22 protein-coding genes are annotated in these 22,210 nt (G+C 63.9%); 15 read left to right on the forward strand and 7 right to left on the reverse strand.

Annotated elements, in window-relative coordinates:
• Window positions 1-46: 46 nt before the first annotated feature.
• From rplR to KHN93_RS05245, 13 genes are all read left to right on the forward strand, one after another.
• Window positions 47-406, forward strand: coding sequence for a 50S ribosomal protein L18 (gene rplR, locus KHN93_RS05185; protein WP_016900655.1), 360 nt, complete (start codon window positions 47-49; stop codon window positions 404-406).
• A gap of 159 nt (window positions 407-565) precedes the next feature.
• Window positions 566-1,108 (forward strand): 30S ribosomal protein S5, encoded by a 543-nt coding sequence (rpsE, locus tag KHN93_RS05190; RefSeq protein WP_003486682.1) that lies wholly within the window; start codon window positions 566-568, stop codon window positions 1,106-1,108.
• Entirely contained in the window at window positions 1,101-1,292 is a 192-nt protein-coding gene (gene rpmD, locus KHN93_RS05195) for a 50S ribosomal protein L30 (protein ID WP_024938563.1), read from the forward strand. Before rpsE ends, rpmD begins: the two co-directional genes overlap by 8 nt.
• 4 nt (window positions 1,293-1,296) lie before the next feature.
• On the forward strand, window positions 1,297-1,740 hold the full coding sequence (rplO, locus tag KHN93_RS05200) for a 50S ribosomal protein L15 (RefSeq protein WP_016900650.1): 444 nt from the start codon (window positions 1,297-1,299) through the stop codon (window positions 1,738-1,740).
• A gap of 7 nt (window positions 1,741-1,747) precedes the next feature.
• Window positions 1,748-3,115: a preprotein translocase subunit SecY gene (gene secY, locus KHN93_RS05205; protein ID WP_016900648.1), complete on the forward strand. Its 1,368-nt coding sequence runs from the start codon at window positions 1,748-1,750 to the stop codon at window positions 3,113-3,115.
• 332 nt (window positions 3,116-3,447) lie between these two features.
• A complete protein-coding gene (gene rpsM, locus KHN93_RS05210; RefSeq protein WP_003486672.1) occupies window positions 3,448-3,804 on the forward strand; it encodes a 30S ribosomal protein S13 in 357 nt (118 codons plus the stop codon).
• A gap of 10 nt (window positions 3,805-3,814) precedes the next feature.
• Window positions 3,815-4,207, forward strand: coding sequence for a 30S ribosomal protein S11 (rpsK, locus tag KHN93_RS05215; RefSeq protein ID WP_003486671.1), 393 nt, complete (start codon window positions 3,815-3,817; stop codon window positions 4,205-4,207).
• Window positions 4,208-4,222: 15 nt separating this feature from the next.
• Window positions 4,223-4,849: a 30S ribosomal protein S4 gene (gene rpsD / locus KHN93_RS05220; RefSeq protein WP_002811641.1), complete on the forward strand. Its 627-nt coding sequence runs from the start codon at window positions 4,223-4,225 to the stop codon at window positions 4,847-4,849.
• Window positions 4,850-4,902: 53 nt separating this feature from the next.
• Window positions 4,903-5,901 (forward strand): DNA-directed RNA polymerase subunit alpha, encoded by a 999-nt coding sequence (locus KHN93_RS05225; protein ID WP_002811635.1) that lies wholly within the window; start codon window positions 4,903-4,905, stop codon window positions 5,899-5,901.
• Between the two features lie 180 nt (window positions 5,902-6,081).
• Window positions 6,082-6,465, forward strand: coding sequence for a 50S ribosomal protein L17 (gene rplQ, locus KHN93_RS05230; protein ID WP_003486665.1), 384 nt, complete (start codon window positions 6,082-6,084; stop codon window positions 6,463-6,465).
• A gap of 324 nt (window positions 6,466-6,789) precedes the next feature.
• A complete protein-coding gene (locus KHN93_RS05235; RefSeq protein WP_039523787.1) occupies window positions 6,790-7,308 on the forward strand; it encodes a disulfide bond formation protein B in 519 nt (172 codons plus the stop codon).
• Window positions 7,309-7,356: 48 nt separating this feature from the next.
• On the forward strand, window positions 7,357-8,748 hold the full coding sequence (locus KHN93_RS05240; protein ID WP_039530484.1) for a class II 3-deoxy-7-phosphoheptulonate synthase: 1,392 nt from the start codon (window positions 7,357-7,359) through the stop codon (window positions 8,746-8,748).
• A gap of 85 nt (window positions 8,749-8,833) precedes the next feature.
• Complete coding sequence (locus KHN93_RS05245; RefSeq protein WP_047128220.1) at window positions 8,834-9,961, forward strand: mechanosensitive ion channel family protein; 1,128 nt, start codon at window positions 8,834-8,836, stop codon at window positions 9,959-9,961.
• Here KHN93_RS05245 and KHN93_RS05250 read toward each other — a convergent pair.
• The 3 genes from KHN93_RS05250 to typA form a co-directional block, all read right to left on the reverse strand.
• Window positions 9,951-11,555, reverse strand: a complete 1,605-nt coding sequence (locus KHN93_RS05250) for an amidase (protein WP_181141888.1) — start codon at window positions 11,553-11,555, stop codon at window positions 9,951-9,953. The genes KHN93_RS05245 and KHN93_RS05250 overlap by 11 nt on opposite strands.
• A 106-nt stretch (window positions 11,556-11,661) precedes the next feature.
• Window positions 11,662-12,081 (reverse strand): DUF2127 domain-containing protein, encoded by a 420-nt coding sequence (locus KHN93_RS05255; protein ID WP_175430059.1) that lies wholly within the window; start codon window positions 12,079-12,081, stop codon window positions 11,662-11,664.
• Between the two features lie 70 nt (window positions 12,082-12,151).
• Window positions 12,152-13,981, reverse strand: coding sequence for a translational GTPase TypA (gene typA, locus KHN93_RS05260; protein WP_016904579.1), 1,830 nt, complete (start codon window positions 13,979-13,981; stop codon window positions 12,152-12,154).
• A gap of 218 nt (window positions 13,982-14,199) precedes the next feature.
• Between typA and KHN93_RS05265 the strand changes: the two genes are divergently transcribed.
• Both KHN93_RS05265 and KHN93_RS05270 read left to right on the forward strand, forming a co-directional pair.
• On the forward strand, window positions 14,200-14,694 hold the full coding sequence (locus KHN93_RS05265; protein ID WP_016904578.1) for a peptidylprolyl isomerase: 495 nt from the start codon (window positions 14,200-14,202) through the stop codon (window positions 14,692-14,694).
• Between the two features lie 116 nt (window positions 14,695-14,810).
• The gene (locus KHN93_RS05270) at window positions 14,811-15,797 is read left to right on the forward strand and encodes a malate dehydrogenase (RefSeq protein WP_024938556.1); all 987 of its coding nucleotides are present in this window, start codon (window positions 14,811-14,813) and stop codon (window positions 15,795-15,797) included.
• 193 nt (window positions 15,798-15,990) lie between these two features.
• Here the strand turns inward: KHN93_RS05270 and KHN93_RS05275 are convergent, their stop codons facing one another.
• The 4 genes from KHN93_RS05275 to KHN93_RS05290 form a co-directional block, all read right to left on the reverse strand.
• The gene (locus KHN93_RS05275; RefSeq protein ID WP_104570321.1) at window positions 15,991-16,605 is read right to left on the reverse strand and encodes a glutathione S-transferase family protein; all 615 of its coding nucleotides are present in this window, start codon (window positions 16,603-16,605) and stop codon (window positions 15,991-15,993) included.
• Window positions 16,606-16,668: 63 nt separating this feature from the next.
• A complete protein-coding gene (locus KHN93_RS05280) occupies window positions 16,669-17,130 on the reverse strand; it encodes a cell wall hydrolase (protein ID WP_016905076.1) in 462 nt (153 codons plus the stop codon).
• 1,088 nt (window positions 17,131-18,218) lie between these two features.
• A complete protein-coding gene (locus KHN93_RS05285; RefSeq protein ID WP_047125906.1) occupies window positions 18,219-19,532 on the reverse strand; it encodes an MFS transporter in 1,314 nt (437 codons plus the stop codon).
• A 301-nt stretch (window positions 19,533-19,833) separates the two neighbouring features.
• Entirely contained in the window at window positions 19,834-21,873 is a 2,040-nt protein-coding gene (locus KHN93_RS05290; RefSeq protein ID WP_212579225.1) for an NADPH-dependent 2,4-dienoyl-CoA reductase, read from the reverse strand.
• Between the last annotated feature and the right edge of the window lie 337 nt (window positions 21,874-22,210).

The raw sequence follows: 22,210 nt of genomic DNA on the forward strand, positions 1-22,210 counted from the left end.
TTTGGTAGGAGCACGCTTTCCCTTCAGCTTCCGTAGGATAAATATCATGAGCATCAACAAGAACATCGCCCGTCTGCGTCGCGCCAAGTCCACCCGTTCGCACATCCGTGAACTGGGCGTCGCTCGCCTGTCGGTGCTGCGCACCGGCCAGCACCTGTATGCGCAGGTCTTCACCGCCGACGGCTCCAAGGTGATCGCTGCGGCGAACACCCTGCAGGCCGACGTCAAGGAAGGCCTGAAGAACGGCAAGAACAGCGATGCGGCCGTCAAGGTCGGCAAGCTGATCGCCGAGCGCGCCAAGGCTGCGGGCATCGAGAAGGTCGCATTCGATCGCTCGGGCTACCGCTACCATGGCCGTATCAAGGCGCTGGCCGACGCAGCTCGCGAAGGCGGCCTGCAGTTCTAAGCACTGCTGCGGATGTGGCCATCGGTCGCATCCGCGTTACCGCCGGCAGGTGAGATGCCGGACCGTCCCGTTCTTTTGCAACGGTGCCGGGAACACAGCGTGACTCCACAACCATAAGCGGCTTCGAGCCGTACATACTCAATCAATCAAGGAATCAAGATGGCAGAAGAACGTGCACCGCGGGGTCGTGATCGCGACCGTAACCGCGAAGAGAAAGTCGACGATGGCATGATCGAAAAGCTGGTCGCGGTCAATCGCGTCAGCAAGACGGTCAAGGGCGGTCGCCAGTTCACCTTCACCGCGCTGACCGTGGTCGGCGATGGTCTGGGCAAGGTCGGTTTCGGTTATGGCAAGGCGCGCGAAGTGCCGGTCGCTATCCAGAAGTCGATGGAGCAGGCGCGCAAGAACCTGGCCACTGTCGATCTGAACAACGGTACCTTGTGGCATGCCGTCAAGTCCGGCCATGGCGCAGCACGCGTCTACATGCAGCCGGCGTCAGAAGGTACGGGCGTCATCGCCGGCGGCGCCATGCGCGCTGTGCTGGAAGCGGTCGGCGTCAAGAACGTGCTGGCCAAGGCGGTTGGTTCGCGTAATCCGATCAACCTGGTCCGTGCAACCCTGAAGGGTCTGTCGGAAGTGCAGTCGCCGGCCCGTGTTGCGGCCAAGCGCGGCAAGAAGGTGGAGGAGCTCAACCATGGCTAAGGACACCAACAAGACCGTGAAGGTGCGCCTGGTGCGTGGCCTGCGTGGAACCCAGTCGCGTCACCGCCTGTCGGTGCGTGCGTTGGGCCTGAATAAGCTCAACGATGTGCGTGAACTGAAGGACAGCCCGCAGGTTCGCGGTCTGATCAATACCGTTCACTACCTCGTCAAGGTTGAGGACTAATCCCATGACTTTGCATCTCAATGACCTCAAGCCCGCCGACGGCGCCCGTACCGAGCGCACCCGCGTCGGTCGTGGCATCGGCTCCGGCCTTGGCAAGACCTGCGGCCGCGGCCACAAGGGTTCGTTCGCTCGCAAGGGCGGCGGCAAGATCAAGGCCGGCTTCGAAGGCGGCCAGACGCCGATGCAGCGCCGTCTGCCGAAGATCGGCTTCCGTTCCAAGATGGCGCGTGACAGTGCCGAAGTGTTGTCCTACCAGCTGGACAAGCTGGAAGCCGGTGAGATCGACTTCGCAGCGCTGCGTGCGGCCAATCTGGTCCCGAGCCGCGCCAAGAAGGCGAAGATCGTGCTGAAGGGCGAGCTGAGCAAGAAGTTCGTGCTGAAGGGTGTCGCCGCAAGTGCGGGCGCCAAGGCAGCAATCGAAGCTGCCGGCGGCAGCGTAGAGGAGTAATCGGCAGATGGCGCAGGCTGGCATTGGTAACCTCGGTGGCGGGCTCGGCAAGTTCACGGAACTTCGCCAGCGGCTACTGTTCGTCCTCGGGGCATTGATCGTCTATCGCATCGGCTGCTATGTGCCGGTGCCGGGCGTGAATCCCGATGCCATGCTTTCGTTGATGCAGGCGCAGGGCGGCGGCATCGTGGACATGTTCAACATGTTCTCGGGCGGCGCCCTGCACCGTTTCAGTATTTTTGCGTTGAATGTGATGCCGTATATCTCGGCATCGATCGTGATCCAGTTGGCCACGCACATCTTTCCCGCCCTCAAGGCGATGCAGAAGGAAGGCGAATCCGGCCGACGCAAGATCACCCAGTATTCGCGCATCGGTGCGGTGTTGCTGGCGGTGGTGCAGGGCGGCAGTATCGCGCTGGCACTGCAGAACCAGACCGCGCCTGGTGGCGCTCCGGTGGTGTACGCGCCGGGTATGGGCTTTGTGCTCACCGCAGTGATTGCACTGACCGCCGGCACCATCTTCCTGATGTGGGTGGGCGAGCAGGTCACCGAGCGTGGCATCGGTAACGGCGTGTCGCTGATCATCTTTGCCGGCATCGTTGCAGGTCTCCCGTCGGCGGCGATCCAGACCGTCGAGGCCTTCCGCGAAGGCAATCTGAGCTTCATTTCGCTGCTGCTGATCGTCATCACCATTCTGGCGTTCACGCTGTTTGTGGTGTTTGTCGAGCGCGGGCAGCGACGTATCACGGTCAATTACGCGCGCCGCCAGGGCGGTCGCAATGCGTACATGAACCAGACCTCGTTCCTGCCGCTGAAGCTCAACATGGCAGGCGTGATTCCGCCGATCTTCGCCTCCAGCATCCTGGCCTTCCCGGCCACGCTGTCGATGTGGTCGGGTCAGGCGGCATCGGGCAGTGGCGTGGGTTCGTGGCTGCAGAAGATCGCTAATGCGCTTGGGCCCGGCGAGCCGGTGCACATGCTGGTGTTTGCTGCGCTGATCATCGGTTTCGCGTTCTTCTACACCGCGCTGGTGTTCAACTCGCAGGAAACCGCTGACAACCTCAAGAAGTCGGGCGCACTGATTCCGGGTATCCGCCCGGGCAAGGCGACAGCTGACTATGTGGACGGCGTGCTGACCCGTCTGACCGCAGCGGGTTCGTTGTACCTGGTGATCGTCTGCCTGCTGCCGGAAATCATGCGCACCCAGCTGGGCACCTCGTTCCACTTCGGTGGTACGTCGTTGCTGATCGCCGTGGTGGTAGTGATGGACTTCATCGCGCAGATCCAGGCCCATCTGATGTCGCATCAGTATGAGAGTCTGCTGAAGAAGGCCAACCTCAAGGGTGGCTCGCGCGGCGGTCTGGCGCGCAGTTAAGTGGTACACTAGATCTTCATTGCGTGAAGACGGCCTGGTTCCCGGGCCACGATCTTCCGATCAGAAGGGCGGCTCGCGCGACGTCTCGCGCGCGGGTGTGACGAGGTGGTCCTGTGCGGGAGTAGTACAGGCGATTCGGAGAAGTTTTCTGGATCAACATCGTCCGGCGCCGGAGCGAGGGCACACTCCCCACGCCGGGTCCATGGAACTTTTGGTTCCACGGGCTTCAAAGCAATCCGAGGCCTTGCTACAATTCCGAGTTCACTTTTGATCCATCCTGCCGGATGGCGCCTGGGCGCTGTCGGGCCATCACTCAGTTGGAGAATCGCGTCATGGCGCGTATTGCAGGCGTCAACCTGCCAGCCCAGAAGCACGTCTGGGTCGGGTTGCAAAGCATCTACGGCATCGGCCGTACCCGTTCGAAGAAGCTCTGCGAATCCGCAGGCGTTACCTCGACCACGAAGATTCGTGATCTGTCCGAACCCGAAATCGAGCGCCTGCGCGCCGAGGTCGGCAAGTATGTCGTCGAAGGCGACCTGCGCCGCGAAATCGGTATCGCGATCAAGCGACTGATGGACCTGGGCTGCTATCGCGGTCTGCGTCATCGCCGTGGTCTCCCGCTGCGTGGTCAGCGCACCCGTACCAACGCCCGCACCCGTAAGGGTCCGCGCAAGGCGATCAGGAAGTAAGGGATAGATCATGGCAAAGCCAGCAGAAAAGAAAACGAAGAAGAAGATCAAGCGCGTCATCACTGACGGCGTCGCTCACGTCCACGCTTCGTTCAACAACACCATCGTCACCATCACCGATCGCCAGGGCAATGCACTGTCGTGGGCTACGTCCGGCGGCGCCGGTTTCCGTGGTTCGCGTAAGTCGACCCCGTTCGCTGCTCAGGTTGCCGCCGAAAAGGCTGGCCGCGCTGCGCTCGACTACGGCGTGAAGTCGCTGGAAGTACGTATCAAGGGTCCGGGTCCGGGCCGTGAGTCGGCCGTGCGTTCGTTGAACAACGTGGGCTACAAGATCACCAACATCATCGACGTGACGCCAATCCCGCACAACGGGTGCCGTCCGCCGAAGAAGCGTCGCGTCTAAAGGGAGCGATAAGAAATGGCTCGTTATATCGGTCCTACCTGTAAGCTCGCCCGCCGCGAAGGCGCCGACCTTTCCCTCAAGAGCCCGGCGCGTGCGCTGGACTCCAAGTGCAAGCTTGAGCAGAAGCCCGGCCAACACGGCGCAGCTCGCAAAGGCAAGCTCTCCGACTACGCTACCCAGCTGCGTGAAAAGCAGAAGGTCAAGCGCATCTACGGTTTGTTGGAACGTCAGTTCCGCAACTACTACAAAAAGGCCTCGACCAAGAAGGGCAACACCGGCGAGAACCTGCTGCAGTTGCTGGAAACCCGTCTGGACAACGTCTGCTACCGCATGGGCTTTGCCGTCACCCGTCCGGCCGCGCGCCAGCTGGTGTCGCACCGTGGCGTGCTGGTCAATGGCAAGTCGGTGAATCTGGCTTCGTACCAGATTAAGGCTGGCGATGCGATCACGCTGTCGGAAAAGGCACAGAAGCAGCTCCGCGTGCAGGAAGCCCTGACCGTGGCTGAGCAGCACGACATGACGCCGTCGTGGGTCGAAGTCGATTCGAAGAAGTTCAGCGGCGTGTTCAAGGCCGTTCCGGATCGCGCTGACCTGCCTTCGGATATCAACGAAGCGCTGATCGTCGAGTTGTATTCGAAGTAATTCACATTGGAGAGCCTCCGGCACCGCCGGAGGTTCGCAGGAGACCCCGCAACATGACGGTTACCGCCAACCAGGTTCTGCGCCCCCGTGGTCCGCAGATCGAACGTCTTACCGACAATCGCGCAAAGGTCGTGATCGAGCCCTTGGAGCGCGGTTACGGGCACACGCTGGGCAATGCCCTGCGTCGTGTGCTGTTGTCGTCGATCCCGGGTTTTGCGATCACCGAGGTCGAGATCGACGGCGTGCTGCACGAGTACACCACGGTCGAAGGGCTGCAGGAAGACGTGCTTGACGTCCTGCTCAACCTGAAAGACGTGGCGATTCGTATGCATAGTGGCGACAGCGCGACGCTGTCGTTGTCCAAGCAGGGTCCGGGCACGGTCACTGCGGCCGACATCAGGACCGATCACAACGTTGAGATCATCAACGGCGACCACGTGATCTGCCACCTGACCAAGGACACGGCGCTGAACATGCGCCTGAAGATCGAGCGTGGTTTCGGCTATCAACCGGCTGCCGCGCGTCGTCGTCCGGACGAAGAGACCCGCACCATCGGTCGTCTGATGCTGGATGCGTCGTTCTCGCCGGTGCGTCGCGTTGCCTATGCCGTGGAAGCTGCGCGCGTTGAACAGCGCACCGACCTCGACAAGCTGGTGATCGATATCGAAACCAACGGCACGATCGATGCCGAGGAAGCCGTGCGCACCGCCGCCGACATCCTCAGCGATCAGCTGTCGGTGTTCGGCGATTTCACCCACCGCGATCGCGGTGCGGCCAAGCCGGCTGCCAGCGGCGTGGATCCGGTGCTGCTGCGCCCGATCGACGACCTTGAGCTGACCGTGCGTTCGGCCAACTGCCTGAAGGCCGAGAGCATCTACTACATCGGCGATCTGATCCAGAAGACCGAAGTGGAGTTGCTCAAGACCCCGAATCTTGGCAAGAAGTCGCTGACCGAAATCAAGGAAGTGCTAGCACAGCGCGGCCTTGCACTGGGCATGAAGCTGGAGAACTGGCCGCCGGCCGGTGTCGCCCAGCACGGCATGCTTGGTTAATGCATCACCGCATGGGCGTCTTCGGGCGCCCATGCTGTTTTTTTACATCGACGGGCCAAAGCCCGCGGTGACATCCGGTCAAAGGACGGCCGGCTCGGACCAACCGCAGTCCATTCAACAGCGCCAGGATGGCGACAGCGTCTCTCAAGCAGTCTCAACATTCCTTAGGAAATCACACTCATGCGTCACCAGAAATCCGGTCGTAAATTCAACCGCACCAGCGCGCACCGCGAAGCCATGTTCCGCAATATGGCCGCGTCGCTGTTCAAGCACGAGCTGATCAAGACCACCTTGCCGAAGGCCAAGGAACTGCGTCGCGTCGCCGAGCCGCTGATCACCATCGGCAAGGTCGATGGCGTTGCCAATCGTCGTCTGGCGTTCGCTCGCCTGCGCGACAAGGAAGCAGTGGGCAAGCTGTTCGTCGAGCTGGGCCCGCGTTACGCGACCCGTCCCGGCGGCTACCTGCGCATCCTGAAGGCCGGCTTCCGTGCCGGTGACAATGCGCCGATGGCGTATGTCGAGCTGGTCGACCGTCCGGTCGTCGCCGAGGAAGTGGCTGAGTAATCGGTTCGCTCTTCGCAAAGATTCTCGAAAAGCCCGGCTAGCGCCGGGCTTTTTTATGGCCGGTCCCGAACCATGGCGGTCGATCTTGGTATCGGTATTTCAGCGGCAGCGCGGCGACGTGCATGGCTCAACCATGATCAAGGGCGCCGCTGCAAGAGTGACTGTTTCCGGGCTGCATCGCCGGTCTGCAGGGTGGCGCATGACTGTCGACCTGCATGGCTGCGCCGGGCCTGCTGCCAGACGACCTGCCCGATGCAGCCATCCGTGGTCACCGCGGCAGCGATGGCTGATAATCGGGCATTCGATCCTAGGCAAGCGGTAGCGATGAATCCATTTCGTTGGGGTTTCCGGGCGCAGTTTTTGCTTGGCTTTCTTGCCTGCGCAGGACTGCTTGCCTATGCGATCTATGTACAGCTGCATCTTGGGCTGGAGCCTTGCCCACTATGCATCTTCCAGCGGATCGCGTTTGCGGCGCTGGCGGTGTTGTTTCTGCTGGGCGCCTTGCATGGGCCGCGCGCAGCGGGCACGCGCAAGCTCTATGGCGTGCTGAGCTTCATCGCTGCCGGCGTCGGCATGGGTATCGCGGCGCGGCATGTCTGGGTGCAGATCCGGCCCAAGGACATGATGTCCTCGTGCGGGCCGCCGTTGAGCTTCCTGAGCGAGACGATGGGGCCGTTCGAAGTGTTCCGCACCGTGCTGACCGGCACCGGCGACTGCGGCAATATCGATTGGCGCTTTCTGGGCCTGAGCATGCCGATGTGGAGCATGCTGTGGTTTGTGGGCCTGGCGCTGTGGGCGCTGTATGCCGGCTTCAAGCAGCGTGGTCCGCGCAAACTGTTCTGATCGTTTCGTTCCGGCGCTGGCCGGCGCCTGAGATTTCTGGAGTTCACGATGTCCGCTTCCCCTCATTCGTCCGTCAACCAGGCAGACCAGTGGTCGCCGCAGAGCTGGCGGCAGCGTCCGGCGTTGCAGATGCCGGTCTACCCGGACGCCGTTGCGTTGGAACACACGCTGGGCGAGTTGCGGCAGCTGCCGCCGCTGGTGACCTCCTGGGAAATCTTCGCGCTCAAGCGCCAGCTGGCGGAGGCGCAGGAAGGCAAGCGCTTCCTGCTGCAGGGCGGCGATTGCGCCGAGAATTTCAGCGATTGCGAATCGGGCACGATCTCCAATCGCCTGAAGGTGCTGCTGCAAATGAGCCTGGTGCTGGTGCATGGCCTGCACCTGCCGGTGGTGCGGGTAGGGCGCTTTGCCGGGCAGTACGCCAAGCCGCGCTCGGCCGATACCGAAACCCGCGACGGGGTGACCTTGCCGAGCTACCGCGGCGATGTGATCAACGCGCCAGCCTTCACCGAAGCGGCGCGCGTGCCGGATCCGCAGCGCATGATCACCGCGCATTCGCGCTCGGCGATGACGATGAATTTCGTGCGCGCTCTGATCGACGGCGGCTTTGCCGACCTGCACCATCCCGAATACTGGAATCTGGACTGGGTGGGGTATTCGCCACTGGCGGCGGACTACCAGAAGATGGTGGCATCGATCGGCGACGCGGTGCGCTTCATGGAGACCCTGTCCGGCGCGGAGGTCTACAATCTCAACCGCATCGACTTCTACACCTCGCACGAGGCGCTGTTGCTGCCGTACGAGGAAGGCCTGACCCGGCAGGTGCCGCGCCAGTGGGGCTGGTTCAACCTGAGCACGCATTACCCGTGGATCGGCATGCGTACCGCCGCGCTGGATGGCGCGCATGTGGAATACCTGCGTGGCGTGCGTAATCCGATCGCGATCAAGGTAGGGCCGTCGGTTCAGCCGGATCAGCTGTTGCGTCTGATCGACGTGCTCAATCCCGAAGACGAACCCGGCCGCCTGAGCTTCATCCATCGCATGGGCGCGGCGCAGATCGCCGAGAAGTTGCCGCCGTTGCTGGAGGCGGTCAAGCGCGATGGGCGTCGAGTGTTGTGGGTGTGCGATGCGATGCACGGCAACACCGAAAGCACCGGAAATGGCTATAAAACACGGCGTTTCGACAATATCCGCAGCGAGGTCGAGTTGTCGTTCGATCTGCATGCGGCCGCCGGGACGCGTCTAGGCGGGGTGCATCTGGAACTGACCGGCGAAGACGTCACCGAATGCACCGGTGGTGCGCGCGAGCTGACCGAGCGCGACCTGGAACGCGCCTATCGCTCCAGCGTGGACCCGCGCCTGAACTACGAGCAGTCGCTGGAAATCGCAATGGCGATCGTGCGCAAGCAACAGCAGGTGGCGTCGCAACCGCTGGGCGCGTGATGTCACCGTACGCATGACGTGATGCTCATGCCGCGTGCGGCATGATGCTGCAGCCATCCCTCTTTCCCCCCATAGGAGGAACGGTTTGACTGCCGATTGGAACGTCATCCGCGAATACGCAATCCCGCTTGGTGCCGCGCTGCTGGCGGGCATCGTCACCTGGTCGTTGATGCTGTGGCTGTTTCGCCGCATGCAGGGCCGCGACTATCGCCGCGCACGCATCATCCGCGTGGTCACGCTGCCGGCTGCCTTCATCCTGCCGCTGCTGTTTCTGGGCGTCGCCACCGAAGCGACGCCGCTATCCGGCAAGGGGCTGGCAGCGATGCAGCATCTGCTGCACGTCGGCATCGTCGGCTGCGTGACCTGGCTGTTGGTGCGCGCCGTCGCCGCCGGCGAGATGGCGATCCTGCGCAGCAACCCGATCGAGGTGTCCGACAACCTCACCGCACGGCGCATCCAGACCCAGACACGCGTGCTGAGCCGGGTGGTGATGGGCGCGGTGATCCTGCTCGGCATCTCGGTGGTGCTGCTGACCTTTCCGCAGGTACGCCAGATCGGCAAGACGCTGCTGGCCTCGGCCGGCATTATCGGCCTGGTAGCCGGTATCGCGGCCAAGCCGGTGTTCGGCAACCTGATCGCCGGTCTGCAGATCGCCCTGACCCAGCCGATCCGGCTGGACGATGTGGTGATCGTGGAGGGCGAGTGGGGCCGCATCGAGGAAATCGGCAGCTCGTATGTGGTGGTGCGGATCTGGGACGAGCGGCGCATGGTGGTGCCGTTGACCTGGTGGATCGAGCACCCGTTCCAGAACTGGACACGCAGCAGTGCCGATCTGCTCGGTACCGCATTCCTGTGGCTGGACTACCGCACCCCGATCGCGGCGGTGCGTGCCGAGCTGGAGCGCATCTGCAAGAGCGAGCCGCTGTGGGATGGACGCGTGTGCGTGACCCAGGTGACCGAAACCAGCGAGAGCACGATCCAGGTACGCCTGCTGGTGAGCGCGCGCAATTCCGGCGATGCGTTCGATCTGCGCTGCATCAGCCGCGAGCGCATGATCGACTTCCTGACCCGCGAGCACCCGTACGCACTGCCCAGGATCCGCGCCGAAATCGCCGCGCAGGAAAAGCCACCCCTACGTGCCGCCGCGCCGATCGCCCAGGAGAGCGTGCGCTCGCCAGGTGCCGAAGACGGCGAGCCTGCGACTACGGTGTAGCTGCAGGCGCGGCCGCCGATGCGCTGGGCGCAGTCGGCGCGTAGCGGGGCGCAACACGCGCCTTGCTGCGTTGTTCATAGGCGTAGGCCAGTTCGATCAGGCGCGGCTCGCTCCAGGCACTGCCCATGAACAACAAGCCCAGCGGCAGGCCCTGGGTCTGCCCCATCGGCACGCTCAGGCCGGGATAACCGGCCACCGCGGCCGCACCGTAGCCGGCTCCGGGAAAGGTATCGCCCTTGACCAGGTCGGTGACCCAGGCAGCACCGGTGGTCGGCACGATCAGCGCATCCAGGCGATTGGCCTGCAGCGCGGCGTCGATGCCGTCCGGCCCGGCCAGCCGTTTGGCAGTGGCGCGGGCCGTGAGATACGCGGCATCGTCCAGTCCGGCCGCGGCCTGCGCCTGCTCGAACAGCTCCTGTCCGAAGTAGGGCATCTCGCGCTGCGCATGCTTGCGATTGAAGGCAATCAATTGCTCCAGGCTCGACACTGGCGCGGCGTGGCTGCGCAGATACGCGTTCAGGCCGGCCTTGAACTCGACCAACAAGACCGTTTGCTCGGCAGCGTCCCACTGGCCCTCGGTTGCCAGGCTGGTTTCGATCACGGTGGCGCCGGCGGCGCGCAGCGTCTGCACGGCGCGCTCCAGCGCGGCGGCAATGGCCGGATCTTCGCGCAAGGGATTGCGCAGCAGGCCCAGGCGGGCGCCGCGCAGGCCATCGGGCCTGAGATGCGCCAGATAGTCCGGTGTGGACGTCGGTGCAGTGCGCGCCGCTGGATCCTGCGGGTCGGGCGCAGCGATCGCCTGCAGCACGGCGGCCGCATCGGCGACGCTGCGCGTCATCGGGCCGGCGGTGTCCTGGCTGGCCGAGATCGGAATAATGCCGTCGCGGCTGACCAGGCCCACGGTCGGCTTGAGTCCGACCAGGCCGTTCACCGAGGCCGGGCAGGTGATGCTGCCGTCGGTTTCGGTGCCGATGCCGACCGTGGCCAGGCTGGCCGCGATCGCCGCGCCGGTGCCGGCACTGGAGCCGCAGGGATTGCGATCCAAGGCGTACGGATTGCGGGTCAGCCCGCCGCGTGCGCTCCAGCCGGAGCTGGACTTGGTGGAGCGGAAGTTGGCCCACTCGCTCAGGTTGGTCTTGCCCAGGATCACCGCGCCAGCGGCGCGCAGGCGCTGCACCAGGAACGCATCGCGGCCGGGCCTGAAATCGGCCAGTGCCAGCGAGCCGGCGCTGTTGACCATCGGCAGCGCATCGATGTTGTCCTTGAGCAGCACCGGAATGCCATGCAGGGGCCCGCGCACATGACTGGCGCGGCGTTCGGCGTCCAATGCACGTGCGTCGGCTTCGGCTCGCGGGTTGAGTTCGATCACCGCATTGAGAGTGGGCCCGGCGCGATCGATGGTGGCGATACGCTGCAGATACGCGCGGGTCAGATCCAGACTGCTGATCTTCCCTGACGCCATGCGTGCCTGCAGGCCGACGATATCGGCGTCGATCAGATCGTCTTGCCTGGCAGTGGCTGCGTTGGCACCGGCCGGGGTCAGGCTTTCGGTATGCGCACAGCCGCACAGCGCAAGCAGCAGCGCGAAGGACAAGGTGGTGGATCGCATTGGCGGTGTTCCCCGGGGACTGTTCGCAGGCTAACGGCGCTGCGTCGGGGTGACAACGTGTATGACATGCCCGCACACGGGCAGGAGCGCGTCAGCGGCGCCGGCGCTTGATCAGATCGCGTGCCAGCACGCCGACCACAAGCAGATTGATCGCCAGCACGCCCCAGGCGGTCCAGCCGGGATGGCGGACGATGGCGTAGATATCGAAAGGCAGGTAGATGGCCGCCGACAGGCAGCCCAGCAGTGACGCCCAGGCCTTGGCACGCCACAGACCCCAGGCTTCCACCACGTGCAGCAGGCCATAGGCCAGCATTGCGGCAGCAGCCAGATGGACGGCGTCGGGACTGATGGTCTTGAGCAACGACGGCAGTGCGCCGTGGTCGGGATCCAGGTTGAAGCGGCGGATCAGCGTGCTGACCGCGTCCTGCAGCGGGAGCGGGCCCAGAATTTCCAGGCCCGTCGCCGCCAACAGCGCAAGCGTCCCCTTGACCGCCTCTAGCAAGGCGATCACATGCAGCCCCGGATGCGCACGCGGATCCGGGCTGTAGGGCGTGTTGCTCACGGAGATGGACGTCCCGTGCTTAGCCGGAACGGCCAGCGCGCTTGCGGTCGCTTTCGGTGAGGAACTTCTTGCGCAGGCGGATTTCCTTCGGGGTGACTTCCACCAGCTCGTCGTCCTCGATGAAGTCCAGTGCCTGCTCCAGCGTGTACTTGATCGCCGGGGTCAGCTTGATCGCATCGTCCTTGCCCGAGGCGCGCATGTTGGTCAGCGGCTTGGTCTTGATCGCGTTGACGGTCAGGTCGTTGTCCTTGGAGTGGATACCGACCAGCTGACCTTCGTACACGTTGTCGCCTTCAGCAGCGAACAGACGGCCACGCTCTTCCAACGGCCCCAGCGCATAGGCCGGGGTGGCGCCCGCAGCGTTGGCAATCATCACGCCGTTCTGGCGCTTGGCGATCGCGCCCTGTTCCTTGGGGCCGTAGTGGTCGAAAACATGGAACAGCAGGCCCGAGCCCTGGGTCAGGGTGCGGAACTCGTTCTGGAAGCCGATCAGGCCACGCGCCGGGATCATGTAGTCCAGGCGCACGCGGCCCTTGCCGTCCGGCTCCATGTTCTTCAGCTGGCCCTTGCGGGTGCCCAGCTTTTCCATCACGCCGCCCTGGTGCTGTTCTTCGATGTCCACCACCAGCTGTTCGATCGGCTCCATCTGCTTGCCGTCGATTTCCTTGATGATGACTTCCGGACGCGACACGGCCAGCTCGTAGCCTTCACGACGCATGTTCTCGATCAGCACCGACAGGTGCAGTTCGCCACGGCCGGAAACCAGGAACTTGTCGGCGTCGGAGCCTTCCTCGACCTTCAGTGCCACGTTGTGCACCTTCTCGCGGTCCAGACGGTCGCGCAGCTGGCGGCTGGTCAGGAACTTGCCGCCGGACAGGTCCTTGTTGCCGGCGAACGGCGAGTTGTTGACCTGGAAGGTCATCGAGATGGTGGGCTCGTCCACGGTCAGCGCCGGCAGCGCTTCCGGGGCGTCGAGCGCGCACACGGTGTCGGAAATGGTCAGCTCGGCCACGCCGGAGATGGCGACGATGTCGCCGGCCTCGGCGGTGTCCTGCTCGATGCGCTCCAGGCCGAGGAAGCCCAGCACCTGCAGCACCTTGCCCTGGCGCTTCTTGCCTTCGCGGTCGATCACGCTGACCGGCATGTTCTTCTTCAGCACGCCGCGCTGGATGCGGCCGATGCCGATCACGCCGACGAAGTTGTTGTAGTCCAGCTGGCTGATGCGCATCTGGAACGGGCCGTCCGGATCCACGTCCGGTGCCGACACGTGCTGCATGATCGCTTCGTACAGCGGGGTCATGTCGCCGTCGCGCACGCTCGAATCCAGGCTGGCGTAGCCGTTCAGGGCGGAGGTGTAGACGATCGGGAAGTCCAGCTGCTCGTCGGTTGCGCCGAGCTTGTCGAACAGGTCGAACACCTGGTCGATGACCCAGTCCGGGCGTGCGCCGGGACGGTCGATCTTGTTGACCACCACGATCGGCTTGAAGCCCATCGCGAACGCCTTCTGGGTCACGAAGCGGGTCTGCGGCATCGGGCCGTCCATCGCGTCGACCAGGATCAGCACCGAGTCCACCATCGACAGCACGCGCTCGACCTCGCCACCGAAGTCGGCGTGTCCCGGGGTGTCGACGATGTTGATGCGGTTGCCGTTCCAGGTGATGGCCGTGTTCTTGGCCAGGATCGTGATGCCACGCTCCTTTTCCTGATCGTTGCTGTCCATCACGCGCTCAGCCAGCACGGTGCGTTCGGACAGGGTGCCGGACTGCTTCAGCAGGCAGTCGACGAGGGTGGTCTTGCCATGGTCAACGTGCGCGACGATGGCGATATTGCGGAGTTTTTCGATAGACATGCGGAAAGGGCCCCTGTCTGGCGCCAGTCTTGAGATGAGGTAAGCCCGACATTATAGCGGTTTCGTTGCCGTGCCGTTGCGTTCGGCCGCCAAGCGGTCCAAAACGCCCATTCAGCTAGCCCGGATACCCCCGACGATGGTCCAACCTGCACGGCCGCCTGCACGGCCGGGTGTATTCTAATGGGCTGTCATACACCCTGAAACCTGCAAGGATTTCCATGTCCCTGATTGCCCATTTCGACACCACCCGCGGCCCGATCGTGGTCGAGCTGTTCGCCGACAAGGCCCCGCTGACCGTTGCCAACTTCGTCAACCTGGTCCAGCGCGGCTTCTACGACGGCCTGAGCTTCCACCGCGTCATTGCCGACTTCATGATCCAGGGCGGCTGCCCGGAAGGCTCCGGCCGCGGCGGCCCGGGCTATCGTTTCGAGGATGAAGCCAACAACGGCGTCGGCCACGAGCGCGGCGTGCTGTCCATGGCCAATGCCGGCCCCAACACCAACGGCAGCCAGTTCTTCATCACCCACACCGCCACCCCGTGGCTGGACGGCAAGCACACCGTGTTCGGCAAGGTCACCCAGGGCCTGGACGTGGTCGATGCCGTCGCCCAGGGCGATGTGATCAACAAGGTGACGATTGAAGGCGATACCGACGCCGTGCTGGCCGCCAAGGCCGACCGCGTCGCGGAGTGGAACAAGATCCTCGCCGCCTGATGTCTTTCCCCGAACGGCCGCCTTGTGCGGCCGTTCGTCTGTCACTGCGCGCCGCCAGGCCTTGCGCCACGCCAGCGTGCACCTCCACCCATGTTTTTTAGCAGAGGAAACTCCCCATGAAAGCACCTGTTCGTGTTGCCGTGACCGGCGCTGCCGGCCAGATTGGCTATGCCCTGCTGTTCCGCATCGCTTCCGGCGAAATGCTGGGCAAGGATCAGCCGGTGATCCTGCAATTGCTGGAACTGTCCAATGAAAAGGCCCAGGCCGCGCTCAAGGGCGTGATCATGGAGCTGGAAGACTGCGCATTCCCGCTGCTGGCCGGCGTGGTCGGCACCGACGACGCCGAAGTGGCGTTCAAGGACATCGACGTCGCCCTGCTGGTCGGTGCGCGTCCGCGCGGCCCGGGCATGGAGCGCAAGGACCTGCTGCTGGAAAACGCCAAGATCTTCACCGCGCAGGGCGCGGCGTTGAACAAGGTCGCCAAGCGTGACGTCAAGGTGCTGGTGGTCGGCAACCCGGCCAACACCAATGCCTACATCGCGATGAAGTCGGCGCCGGATCTGAACCCGAAGAACTTCACCGCCATGCTGCGTCTGGACCACAACCGTGCGCTCAGCCAGCTGTCGCAGAAGCTTGGCAAGCCGGTCGGCGGCATCGAGAAGCTGGTGGTGTGGGGCAACCATAGCCCGACCATGTACCCGGACTACCGTTTCGCCACCGCCGATGGCGCGTCCATCGGCGATGCGATCAACGACCAGGAATGGAACGCATCGACCTTCATCCCGACCGTGGGCAAGCGCGGCGCGGCAATCATCGAAGCGCGCGGCCTGTCCTCGGCTGCGTCGGCCGCCAACGCCGCCATCGATCACGTGCGTGACTGGGTGCTGGGCAGCAACGGCAAGTGGGTGACGATGGGCGTGCCGTCCGACGGCTCCTACGGCATTCCGGAAGGCGTGATCTTCGGCTTCCCGGTGACCACCGCCAACGGCGAGTACACCTTGGTCAAGGATCTGCCGATCGACGACTTCAGCCAGAAGTACATCGACAAGACCCTGGCCGAGCTGGAAGAAGAGCGCAGCGGCGTGTCGCATCTGCTGGGCTGAGTTTCCCGCCTCGCTGTTGTAACGAAAACGCCGGGCAATGCCCGGCGTTTTTTTCGTGTGGCGCTTGTGCGATGCAGTGCGTGAGATGCGGCGGGCTGCGGCGCGGAAAAGCCACAGGCATGCCCATCGATGTTGTAGAGCCGGTGCGAGACGCATGGCCGCTGCACCGATCCCTTCGCGCGCTACCCTCGGCTCAGGCCAGGCCTTCGGCCTGCAATGCGGCCTGCACATCCGCATCGTCCAGCATGCGCTGCACGAATGCATCCACTGCGCTCAGGCCGCTCAGGTCCACGCCCACCTTCTGCGCCCATCGCAGCGTCACGAACAGGTACGCATCGGCGCCGGTGTGGGTGTCGCCTGCCAGCCAGTTGCGCCCCTGCAGATGCGCGTCGACACGTTCGTACAAGCTGCGCAGCTTGCTGCGTGCGTCGTCATGGCTGCGCGCGATCAGCGCGTCGTCCTGCAGATAGGCGGTGCTGCCGAAGATCGGCTTGAAGGCCGGATGCACGTCGGCATTGGCGAAGGCGATCCAGCGATTGATCTCCGCACGGCTGCGCGCGGTGCCATCGCCGGACAAGCCGGTGAGCGGCGCGATGTCGGCGATGTAGTTGAGGATGGCGGCGTTCTGGGTCAGTGCCCAGTCGTCAACAAGCAGCAGCGGCACGGCACCGGCCGGGTTGAGGCGCAGATACTCGGGGGACTTCATCGTGGCGGCGTCGACCACCTGCAGATCGAAGGGTAGCCCCGACCAGCGCAGCACGATGTGATCTGCCAGCGAACACGCGCCCGGCTTGGTGTACAGCTTCATGAGAATTTCCGCACAAGAACGAAGACGCAAGCTTAGCGGCAACGCGTGAGTGCGTGGGCAGCGTCAGGATGCGGTGCGCGGGCGCAGCTTCTGTACGCGATAGAACGTGTGGTCGCCGATGGTGGCCACCTGATAGGCATTACGCCAGCTCGGGCTTGCGATCGCGCTTGCGGCAAAGTGACTGGCGCCCGGCACGATTTCCTTGCGTTGACCCACCGGCAGCGCCCAGTTGCGCTCTGCAGCCAGTGCCACATCCAGCGCCTTGTTCCAGGCATCATCGTTTTTCAGCTGCGTTCCCGGAGCCACGATGGTGGGCGCGAACTGCTTGCGTGCAGTGACCACCTGACACATCGAGTCGCCCCACAAACCGCTGTCCAGCCGACGCAACGCAACTTCCGCGACGGCTTGCTGACCGCGCAAGGTCTGATCACGCGCTTCCAGGTACACGGTGGTGCTCAAGCACAACGAATCTGCAGCCGGCTGCGGCAACAACTGCGACAGCCAAAGTATCCAAACCAGTTTCATATAACTCCTTGCTCCGTATGGGCCGATCCGCAGAGCATCCAAGGTGGATGCACCAGTACAGAGGGCTTGGCGTCATGGGGAGGCGACCTGCCACGGGTCGCCCGGTCTCCGGCGAAAGAAGATCTACCGGAGGTGCCCACCAAATGCGGTGGGTCAAAAAGTTGGCGCAAGGTAGGCGTCGATCACAGAATCGCGGCTGAATAGGCGGGGTTGACGCGTGTGATCGCTTGCTGCATCTACCGCTTCGCTCAACGACAACAGTGCGATGCATTCGTTGTGTGCGTCGCATCGCGGTGGCGACAGCGGTGCTGTAACCGATATCGACACGGTGCGCGCGCAGTGTTGAGCGTCTGCGCGGTCGTTCGAGATACGCAATGCGTTGCGCGTGAGCTACGCATGTAGCGTCATTGGCAGGCTGCGCTACACATCATCGTCACTGATGGATGTGCTTGCGTACTGCGGTTTTCTACCGCAGCGGGGATACATCGAGATGCGAACGCGGGGTGCATAAAGGAACTTTCTGCGTGGTGCTTGATGCTGCCCGGATCATGCATCGAACGCTCGCATGTGCATCTTAGAACGCGGTGTTGTAATCACTAGAAGAGGCGTCCAAGTTGCTCGATGCGCGTTGATTGTGACGAGTGGGCACGAAGCGCCACGACGTGATTAACCCTCGCATCCCATCGCCAAGTCGCGCGCCAAGCTTGCATATGCATCGCGCACAAATGCGTCAGCGGCATTTTAGATGGCTTGTAGTGGCCGCGCGACGATATGCAGCCGAGATCGTCAAAATCATCGATCACGATTCTTTCGACGGTATCAGTGGCACATCTGCGTTGGCCATGCGGCAATCGCATTGCGCGCTTGCTGCCGCTTTTGCTTATGCGCAGAGCACATGTTCGAACGTGTCAGGCGTCTTGAATCACCCGCATCAAGTTCGACACGGTGCGAAATAATTTCATGCAGACATGCAGACATGCAGACATGCAGGCATGCAGACATGCGTGACGATTGCCGAAGACCACAATTGCAGTCAGCGCAGACCCTTATGCACAAGTATTGAAAACCGTCGTGCCTGATCGAGATTGTCAGACCTGACTCGACGGCATTGATGCAACAGGTCTGCGTTTTTCAGGCATTGCAAATGCACTGCCGATCCAGGCGATCAGCACGCACAACATGCCGCAGAGCATCGGCCCCAAGGCCATCGCCCACGCCAGATGCGCATCGTTTCCCGTGTGATAGTCGGATGTGCCCAGCAGCAGTCCGATCACGCCACTGCCGGCTGCCAGCGCGAGTTGGGCTGTCGCGGTGAGTGCGGCACTTTCGCGCGCCTGCTGTGCGGGACCATGGCGCGAAGCAAGTTCTGCATGGCGTGCCCACACCCATTGCCCGGCACTACCGGCCGCCAACCCCATGCCGAAGGCCAGGCTGGCATCCAGCACGTAATGTCGAGACGTGGCGATGGCGAAGAGCAATCCCAGTACGGACAACGCGGCTCCACTCAGGCCCAATCGACGCATTGCCACGGTCGGCCAACGCGCTGCCAGGGGCTGTATGCAAACGCTGCCCAATGCATATGCAATCAATACCGCGCTGCCCCAGCCGGCCGAGCCGGTACGCGACTGCGCCAGATACGGCGCCAATTTGGTGAATGTCGGCAATGCCAAGGCCAGTGCGGCGATGACCGCCAAGGGCAGCAACTGATCGCGCCGCCAATAAGAGGCAGCTAGCGGCGGAGATGCGGTGGCGGCAGCCGTGTGCGTATAAGGCTGCAGTGCGTTGCGTAACCACCATGACGACAGCAGTGCGATGCTGCTGACCAGCGCGACCACCATCAACGCAGTTGATGCGGCGGCAGGTGTGCCGGCCTTCAGAACCAGGCCGATCGCGGCGCTGACCAGGAGTGCGGCCAGCCCGCTACCGATCAGACGCAGCGCACTGACGCCGCGCGCGCCACGCCAGGGCCAGTGGCCCAATCCCAGCAAGGTGTTCTGTGCGACGTCACCGACCGCATAGGCGGCCCGGAAGGGCAGGCTGAGCAGCAATACGCTGATCAGGTGGACATCGGCGGGAAGTGATGGTGTCACGAACAGCAGCGCCAGGGCGATCGCTGCCAAGGCGATGCCGCGCCATTGCGAGCGGCCGGCCCAGGCCAGGCTGACGCCGGCGCTCCAGCGTCGCGCTGCAAGCATGCCCATCACCGCACTGACGACCAATCCGCCGGCAACCGACACGCCGGCAGCCACCGCGCTCAATCCGACGTATTCGGTCAACGCAAAAATCAGCAGCAACTCGCCGGTGTACCACAGCAGGCTTTTGCCGAAATGCGCCGCAACGTAGGCCCGCAACGCTGCCGGCGGCAGGGTGGGAGGCAGCGATGCAGTCAGCGTCGAGGGCATGTGCGGTTTATAGCCGAGCTGCGCGACAGGAAAAAGAATGTACCGCGCTGCGCCGATCAGCGGCGTTCGCGTTATCGGGGGTGTGATCGATGGCAGCGTTGGGGTGCGCACCGATCCGGCGCATCGGGCGCCGACATGGACGCCTGCGCCGACATCGGACGGACAGACCGGTCATCGCTCTACCACCGCCACCATCGGCGTTTATGCTGCGCCACTCCGGCTAAGACGACACTCGCACGGAGGTTCATGCGGGCGCCGCGAGCAGACTACTGCGGCGTTCAGCGCTTTGCAGCAGCGCGTGTTACAACTTCGCCGCCAGTCGGCAGGCCTGATTGATCGCACGCTTGGCATCCAGTTCGGCGGCGACATCCGCACCCCCAATCAGATGCGGTTGCTGTCCGTTGGCCTGCAGCGCGGCCAGCAGGTCGCGGCGCGGTTCCTGCCCGGCGCAGATCACCACCGTGCCGACATCGAGCAATTGTTCGGCGCCTTCCACGCGGATCCGTAGCCCGGCGTCGTCCACGCCCAAATATTCCACGCCGCCCAGCATCTTCACGCCCTTGGCCTTGAGCGTAGCGCGGTGGATCCAGCCAGTGGTCTTGCCCAAGCGCGCGCCGGGTTTGCCGGGGCTGCGCTGCAGCAGCCAGACCTGGCGGGCAGGGCGCTCGGGCTGTGGCCTGGCCAACGCGCCAGCTGCCTCGAAGCTGGGGTCCACGCCCCATTCGGCCATCCAGCGTGCAGGGTCCAGCGACGGCGATGGCCCTGTGTGCACGAGAAATTCGCCGACATCAAAGCCGATCCCGCCGGCCCCGATGATCGCGACCTTGTCGGCAGCCACATGGCGGCCCAGCACCACGTCCAGATAGCTCACGACCATCGGGTGATCGGCGCCGGGGAAGTCCACCTTGCGCGGCTCGATGCCGGTGGCCAGCACGATCTCGTCGAAGTCTTTCAGGTCTGCCGCTTCTACCCGAGTATTCAGGCGCAGCTGCACCCCGGTCGCGTCGATGCGGTGGCCGAAGTAGCGCAGCGTCTCGTTGAATTCTTCCTTGCCTGGGATGCGCCTGGCGACGTTGAATTGCCCGCCGATTGCATCGCCTGCATCGAACAAGGTGACGTGGTGACCGCGCTCGGCGGCCACCGTCGCACAAGCCAGGCCGGCCGGGCCGGCACCGACCACCGCAATGCGCCTGGGATTGGGTGTCGGTGCGTAGATCAGTTCGGTTTCGTGCGCTGCGCGCGGGTTGACCAGGCAGCTCGCCAGCTTGTTGTCGAACACATGATCCAGGCAGGCCTGATTGCAGGCGATGCAGGTATTGATGGCGTGCGACTGGCCGGTGCGGGCCTTGTTGGCCCACTGCGGGTCGGCCAGCAGCGGGCGCGCCAGCGACACCATGTCGGCCGCGCCGTCGGCGAGGATGCGTTCGGCCACTTCGGGCATGTTGATGCGGTTGGTCGCCACCACCGGAATACGCAGGTGCGGCTTGAGCTTGGCGGTCACACCGGCAAATGCCGCGCGCGGTACCGAGGTGGCGATGGTCGGGATGCGTGCCTCGTGCCAGCCGATACCGGAATTGATGATGGTCGCGCCGGCCGCTTCGATCGCCTGTGCCTGCGTCAGGATGTCCTGCCACTGGTTGCCGCCTTCGACCAGGTCCACCAGCGACAGCCGGTAGATGATGATGAAGTCCGGCCCGCAGGCCTCGCGAATGCGTCGCACGATCTCCACCGCAAAGCGCATGCGCTTGGCCGCATCGCCACCCCAGGCATCGCTGCGCTGGTTTGTGCGCGCAGCGGTGAATTCGTTGATCAGATAGCCTTCCGATCCCATCACCTCCACACCGTCGTAGCCGGCGTCGCGCGCCAGTCGCGCCGCACGCGCGTAGGCAGCGATCTGACGATCCACCGCACGTGCCGATAGCGCGCGAGGAGTGAACGGGTTGATCGGCGCCTTGAGTCTGGACGGCGCCACCGACAGCGGGTGATAGGCGTAGCGCCCGGCATGCAGCAGCTGCAGGCAGATCTTGGCGCCGTGCGCATGCACCGCCCGGGTGACCTGACGATGCGGGCGCACCTCCCACGGCCACGACAGCTTGCCGCCGAACGGCTTGAGCCAGCCCACCACATTCGGCGAAAAGCCGCCGGTGACGATCAAGCCGACCCCGCCGGCAGCGCGCTCGGCGAAATACGCGGCCAGTTTGGGGAAATCGCGCGCCCGGTCTTCCAGACCGGTGTGCATCGAGCCCATCAGGACGCGGTTGCGCAGTTGCGTGAAGCCCAGATCGAGCGGTGCGAACAGGTGCGGGTAGGACGAGACGGACGGGCCGGTGGCGGGCGACATGGTGTGGATACGCTGGCGTACGGAGTGCGCACGATGCAGGCAAACGAGCCTGGCGGCAAGTCTTGACGCGCGGCCGGTGCTGTCGGCAGCTTGGGACGAGGGCAGGGCGGAGGGTATCCGCAACTGGTCACGCATCAGCTGGGGCGCTCCACCTCTATCTGTATCAGAGCGCCCAGCTGGGCAAACAACAAACGAGACGGCCTTGGATGGCTGACGTGCGATCCGGCGCTCGCCAATATCCCGATCAGTTGCGTCCGCTTGGCGGTTACGTACTAAAGGCCACGCTGGTCGCCGTGATCGCAGTTGCGACTCTCTAATAGAACAGAGCCGATCCACA

The organism is Xanthomonas arboricola pv. juglandis (genome assembly GCF_905367715.1).
Taxonomy (GTDB): domain Bacteria; phylum Pseudomonadota; class Gammaproteobacteria; order Xanthomonadales; family Xanthomonadaceae; genus Xanthomonas; species Xanthomonas arboricola.

Excerpts from the sequence above, each read along its gene's own strand:
- rplR (WP_016900655.1), top strand. The coding sequence starts at position 47 with ATGAGCATCAACAAGAACATCGCCCGTCTGCGTCGCGCCAAGTCCACC.
- rpsE (WP_003486682.1), top strand. The coding sequence starts at position 566 with ATGGCAGAAGAACGTGCACCGCGGGGTCGTGATCGCGACCGTAACCGC.
- rpmD (WP_024938563.1), top strand. The coding sequence starts at position 1,101 with ATGGCTAAGGACACCAACAAGACCGTGAAGGTGCGCCTGGTGCGTGGC.
- rplO (WP_016900650.1), top strand. The coding sequence starts at position 1,297 with ATGACTTTGCATCTCAATGACCTCAAGCCCGCCGACGGCGCCCGTACC.
- secY (WP_016900648.1), top strand. The coding sequence starts at position 1,748 with ATGGCGCAGGCTGGCATTGGTAACCTCGGTGGCGGGCTCGGCAAGTTC.
- rpsM (WP_003486672.1), top strand. The coding sequence starts at position 3,448 with ATGGCGCGTATTGCAGGCGTCAACCTGCCAGCCCAGAAGCACGTCTGG.
- rpsK (WP_003486671.1), top strand. The coding sequence starts at position 3,815 with ATGGCAAAGCCAGCAGAAAAGAAAACGAAGAAGAAGATCAAGCGCGTC.
- rpsD (WP_002811641.1), top strand. The coding sequence starts at position 4,223 with ATGGCTCGTTATATCGGTCCTACCTGTAAGCTCGCCCGCCGCGAAGGC.
- KHN93_RS05225 (WP_002811635.1), top strand. The coding sequence starts at position 4,903 with ATGACGGTTACCGCCAACCAGGTTCTGCGCCCCCGTGGTCCGCAGATC.
- rplQ (WP_003486665.1), top strand. The coding sequence starts at position 6,082 with ATGCGTCACCAGAAATCCGGTCGTAAATTCAACCGCACCAGCGCGCAC.
- KHN93_RS05235 (WP_039523787.1), top strand. The coding sequence starts at position 6,790 with ATGAATCCATTTCGTTGGGGTTTCCGGGCGCAGTTTTTGCTTGGCTTT.
- KHN93_RS05240 (WP_039530484.1), top strand. The coding sequence starts at position 7,357 with ATGTCCGCTTCCCCTCATTCGTCCGTCAACCAGGCAGACCAGTGGTCG.
- typA (WP_016904579.1), bottom strand. The coding sequence starts at position 13,981 with ATGTCTATCGAAAAACTCCGCAATATCGCCATCGTCGCGCACGTTGAC.
- KHN93_RS05265 (WP_016904578.1), top strand. The coding sequence starts at position 14,200 with ATGTCCCTGATTGCCCATTTCGACACCACCCGCGGCCCGATCGTGGTC.
- KHN93_RS05270 (WP_024938556.1), top strand. The coding sequence starts at position 14,811 with ATGAAAGCACCTGTTCGTGTTGCCGTGACCGGCGCTGCCGGCCAGATT.
- KHN93_RS05275 (WP_104570321.1), bottom strand. The coding sequence starts at position 16,605 with ATGAAGCTGTACACCAAGCCGGGCGCGTGTTCGCTGGCAGATCACATC.
- KHN93_RS05280 (WP_016905076.1), bottom strand. The coding sequence starts at position 17,130 with ATGAAACTGGTTTGGATACTTTGGCTGTCGCAGTTGTTGCCGCAGCCG.
- KHN93_RS05285 (WP_047125906.1), bottom strand. The coding sequence starts at position 19,532 with ATGCCCTCGACGCTGACTGCATCGCTGCCTCCCACCCTGCCGCCGGCA.
- KHN93_RS05290 (WP_212579225.1), bottom strand. The coding sequence starts at position 21,873 with ATGTCGCCCGCCACCGGCCCGTCCGTCTCGTCCTACCCGCACCTGTTC.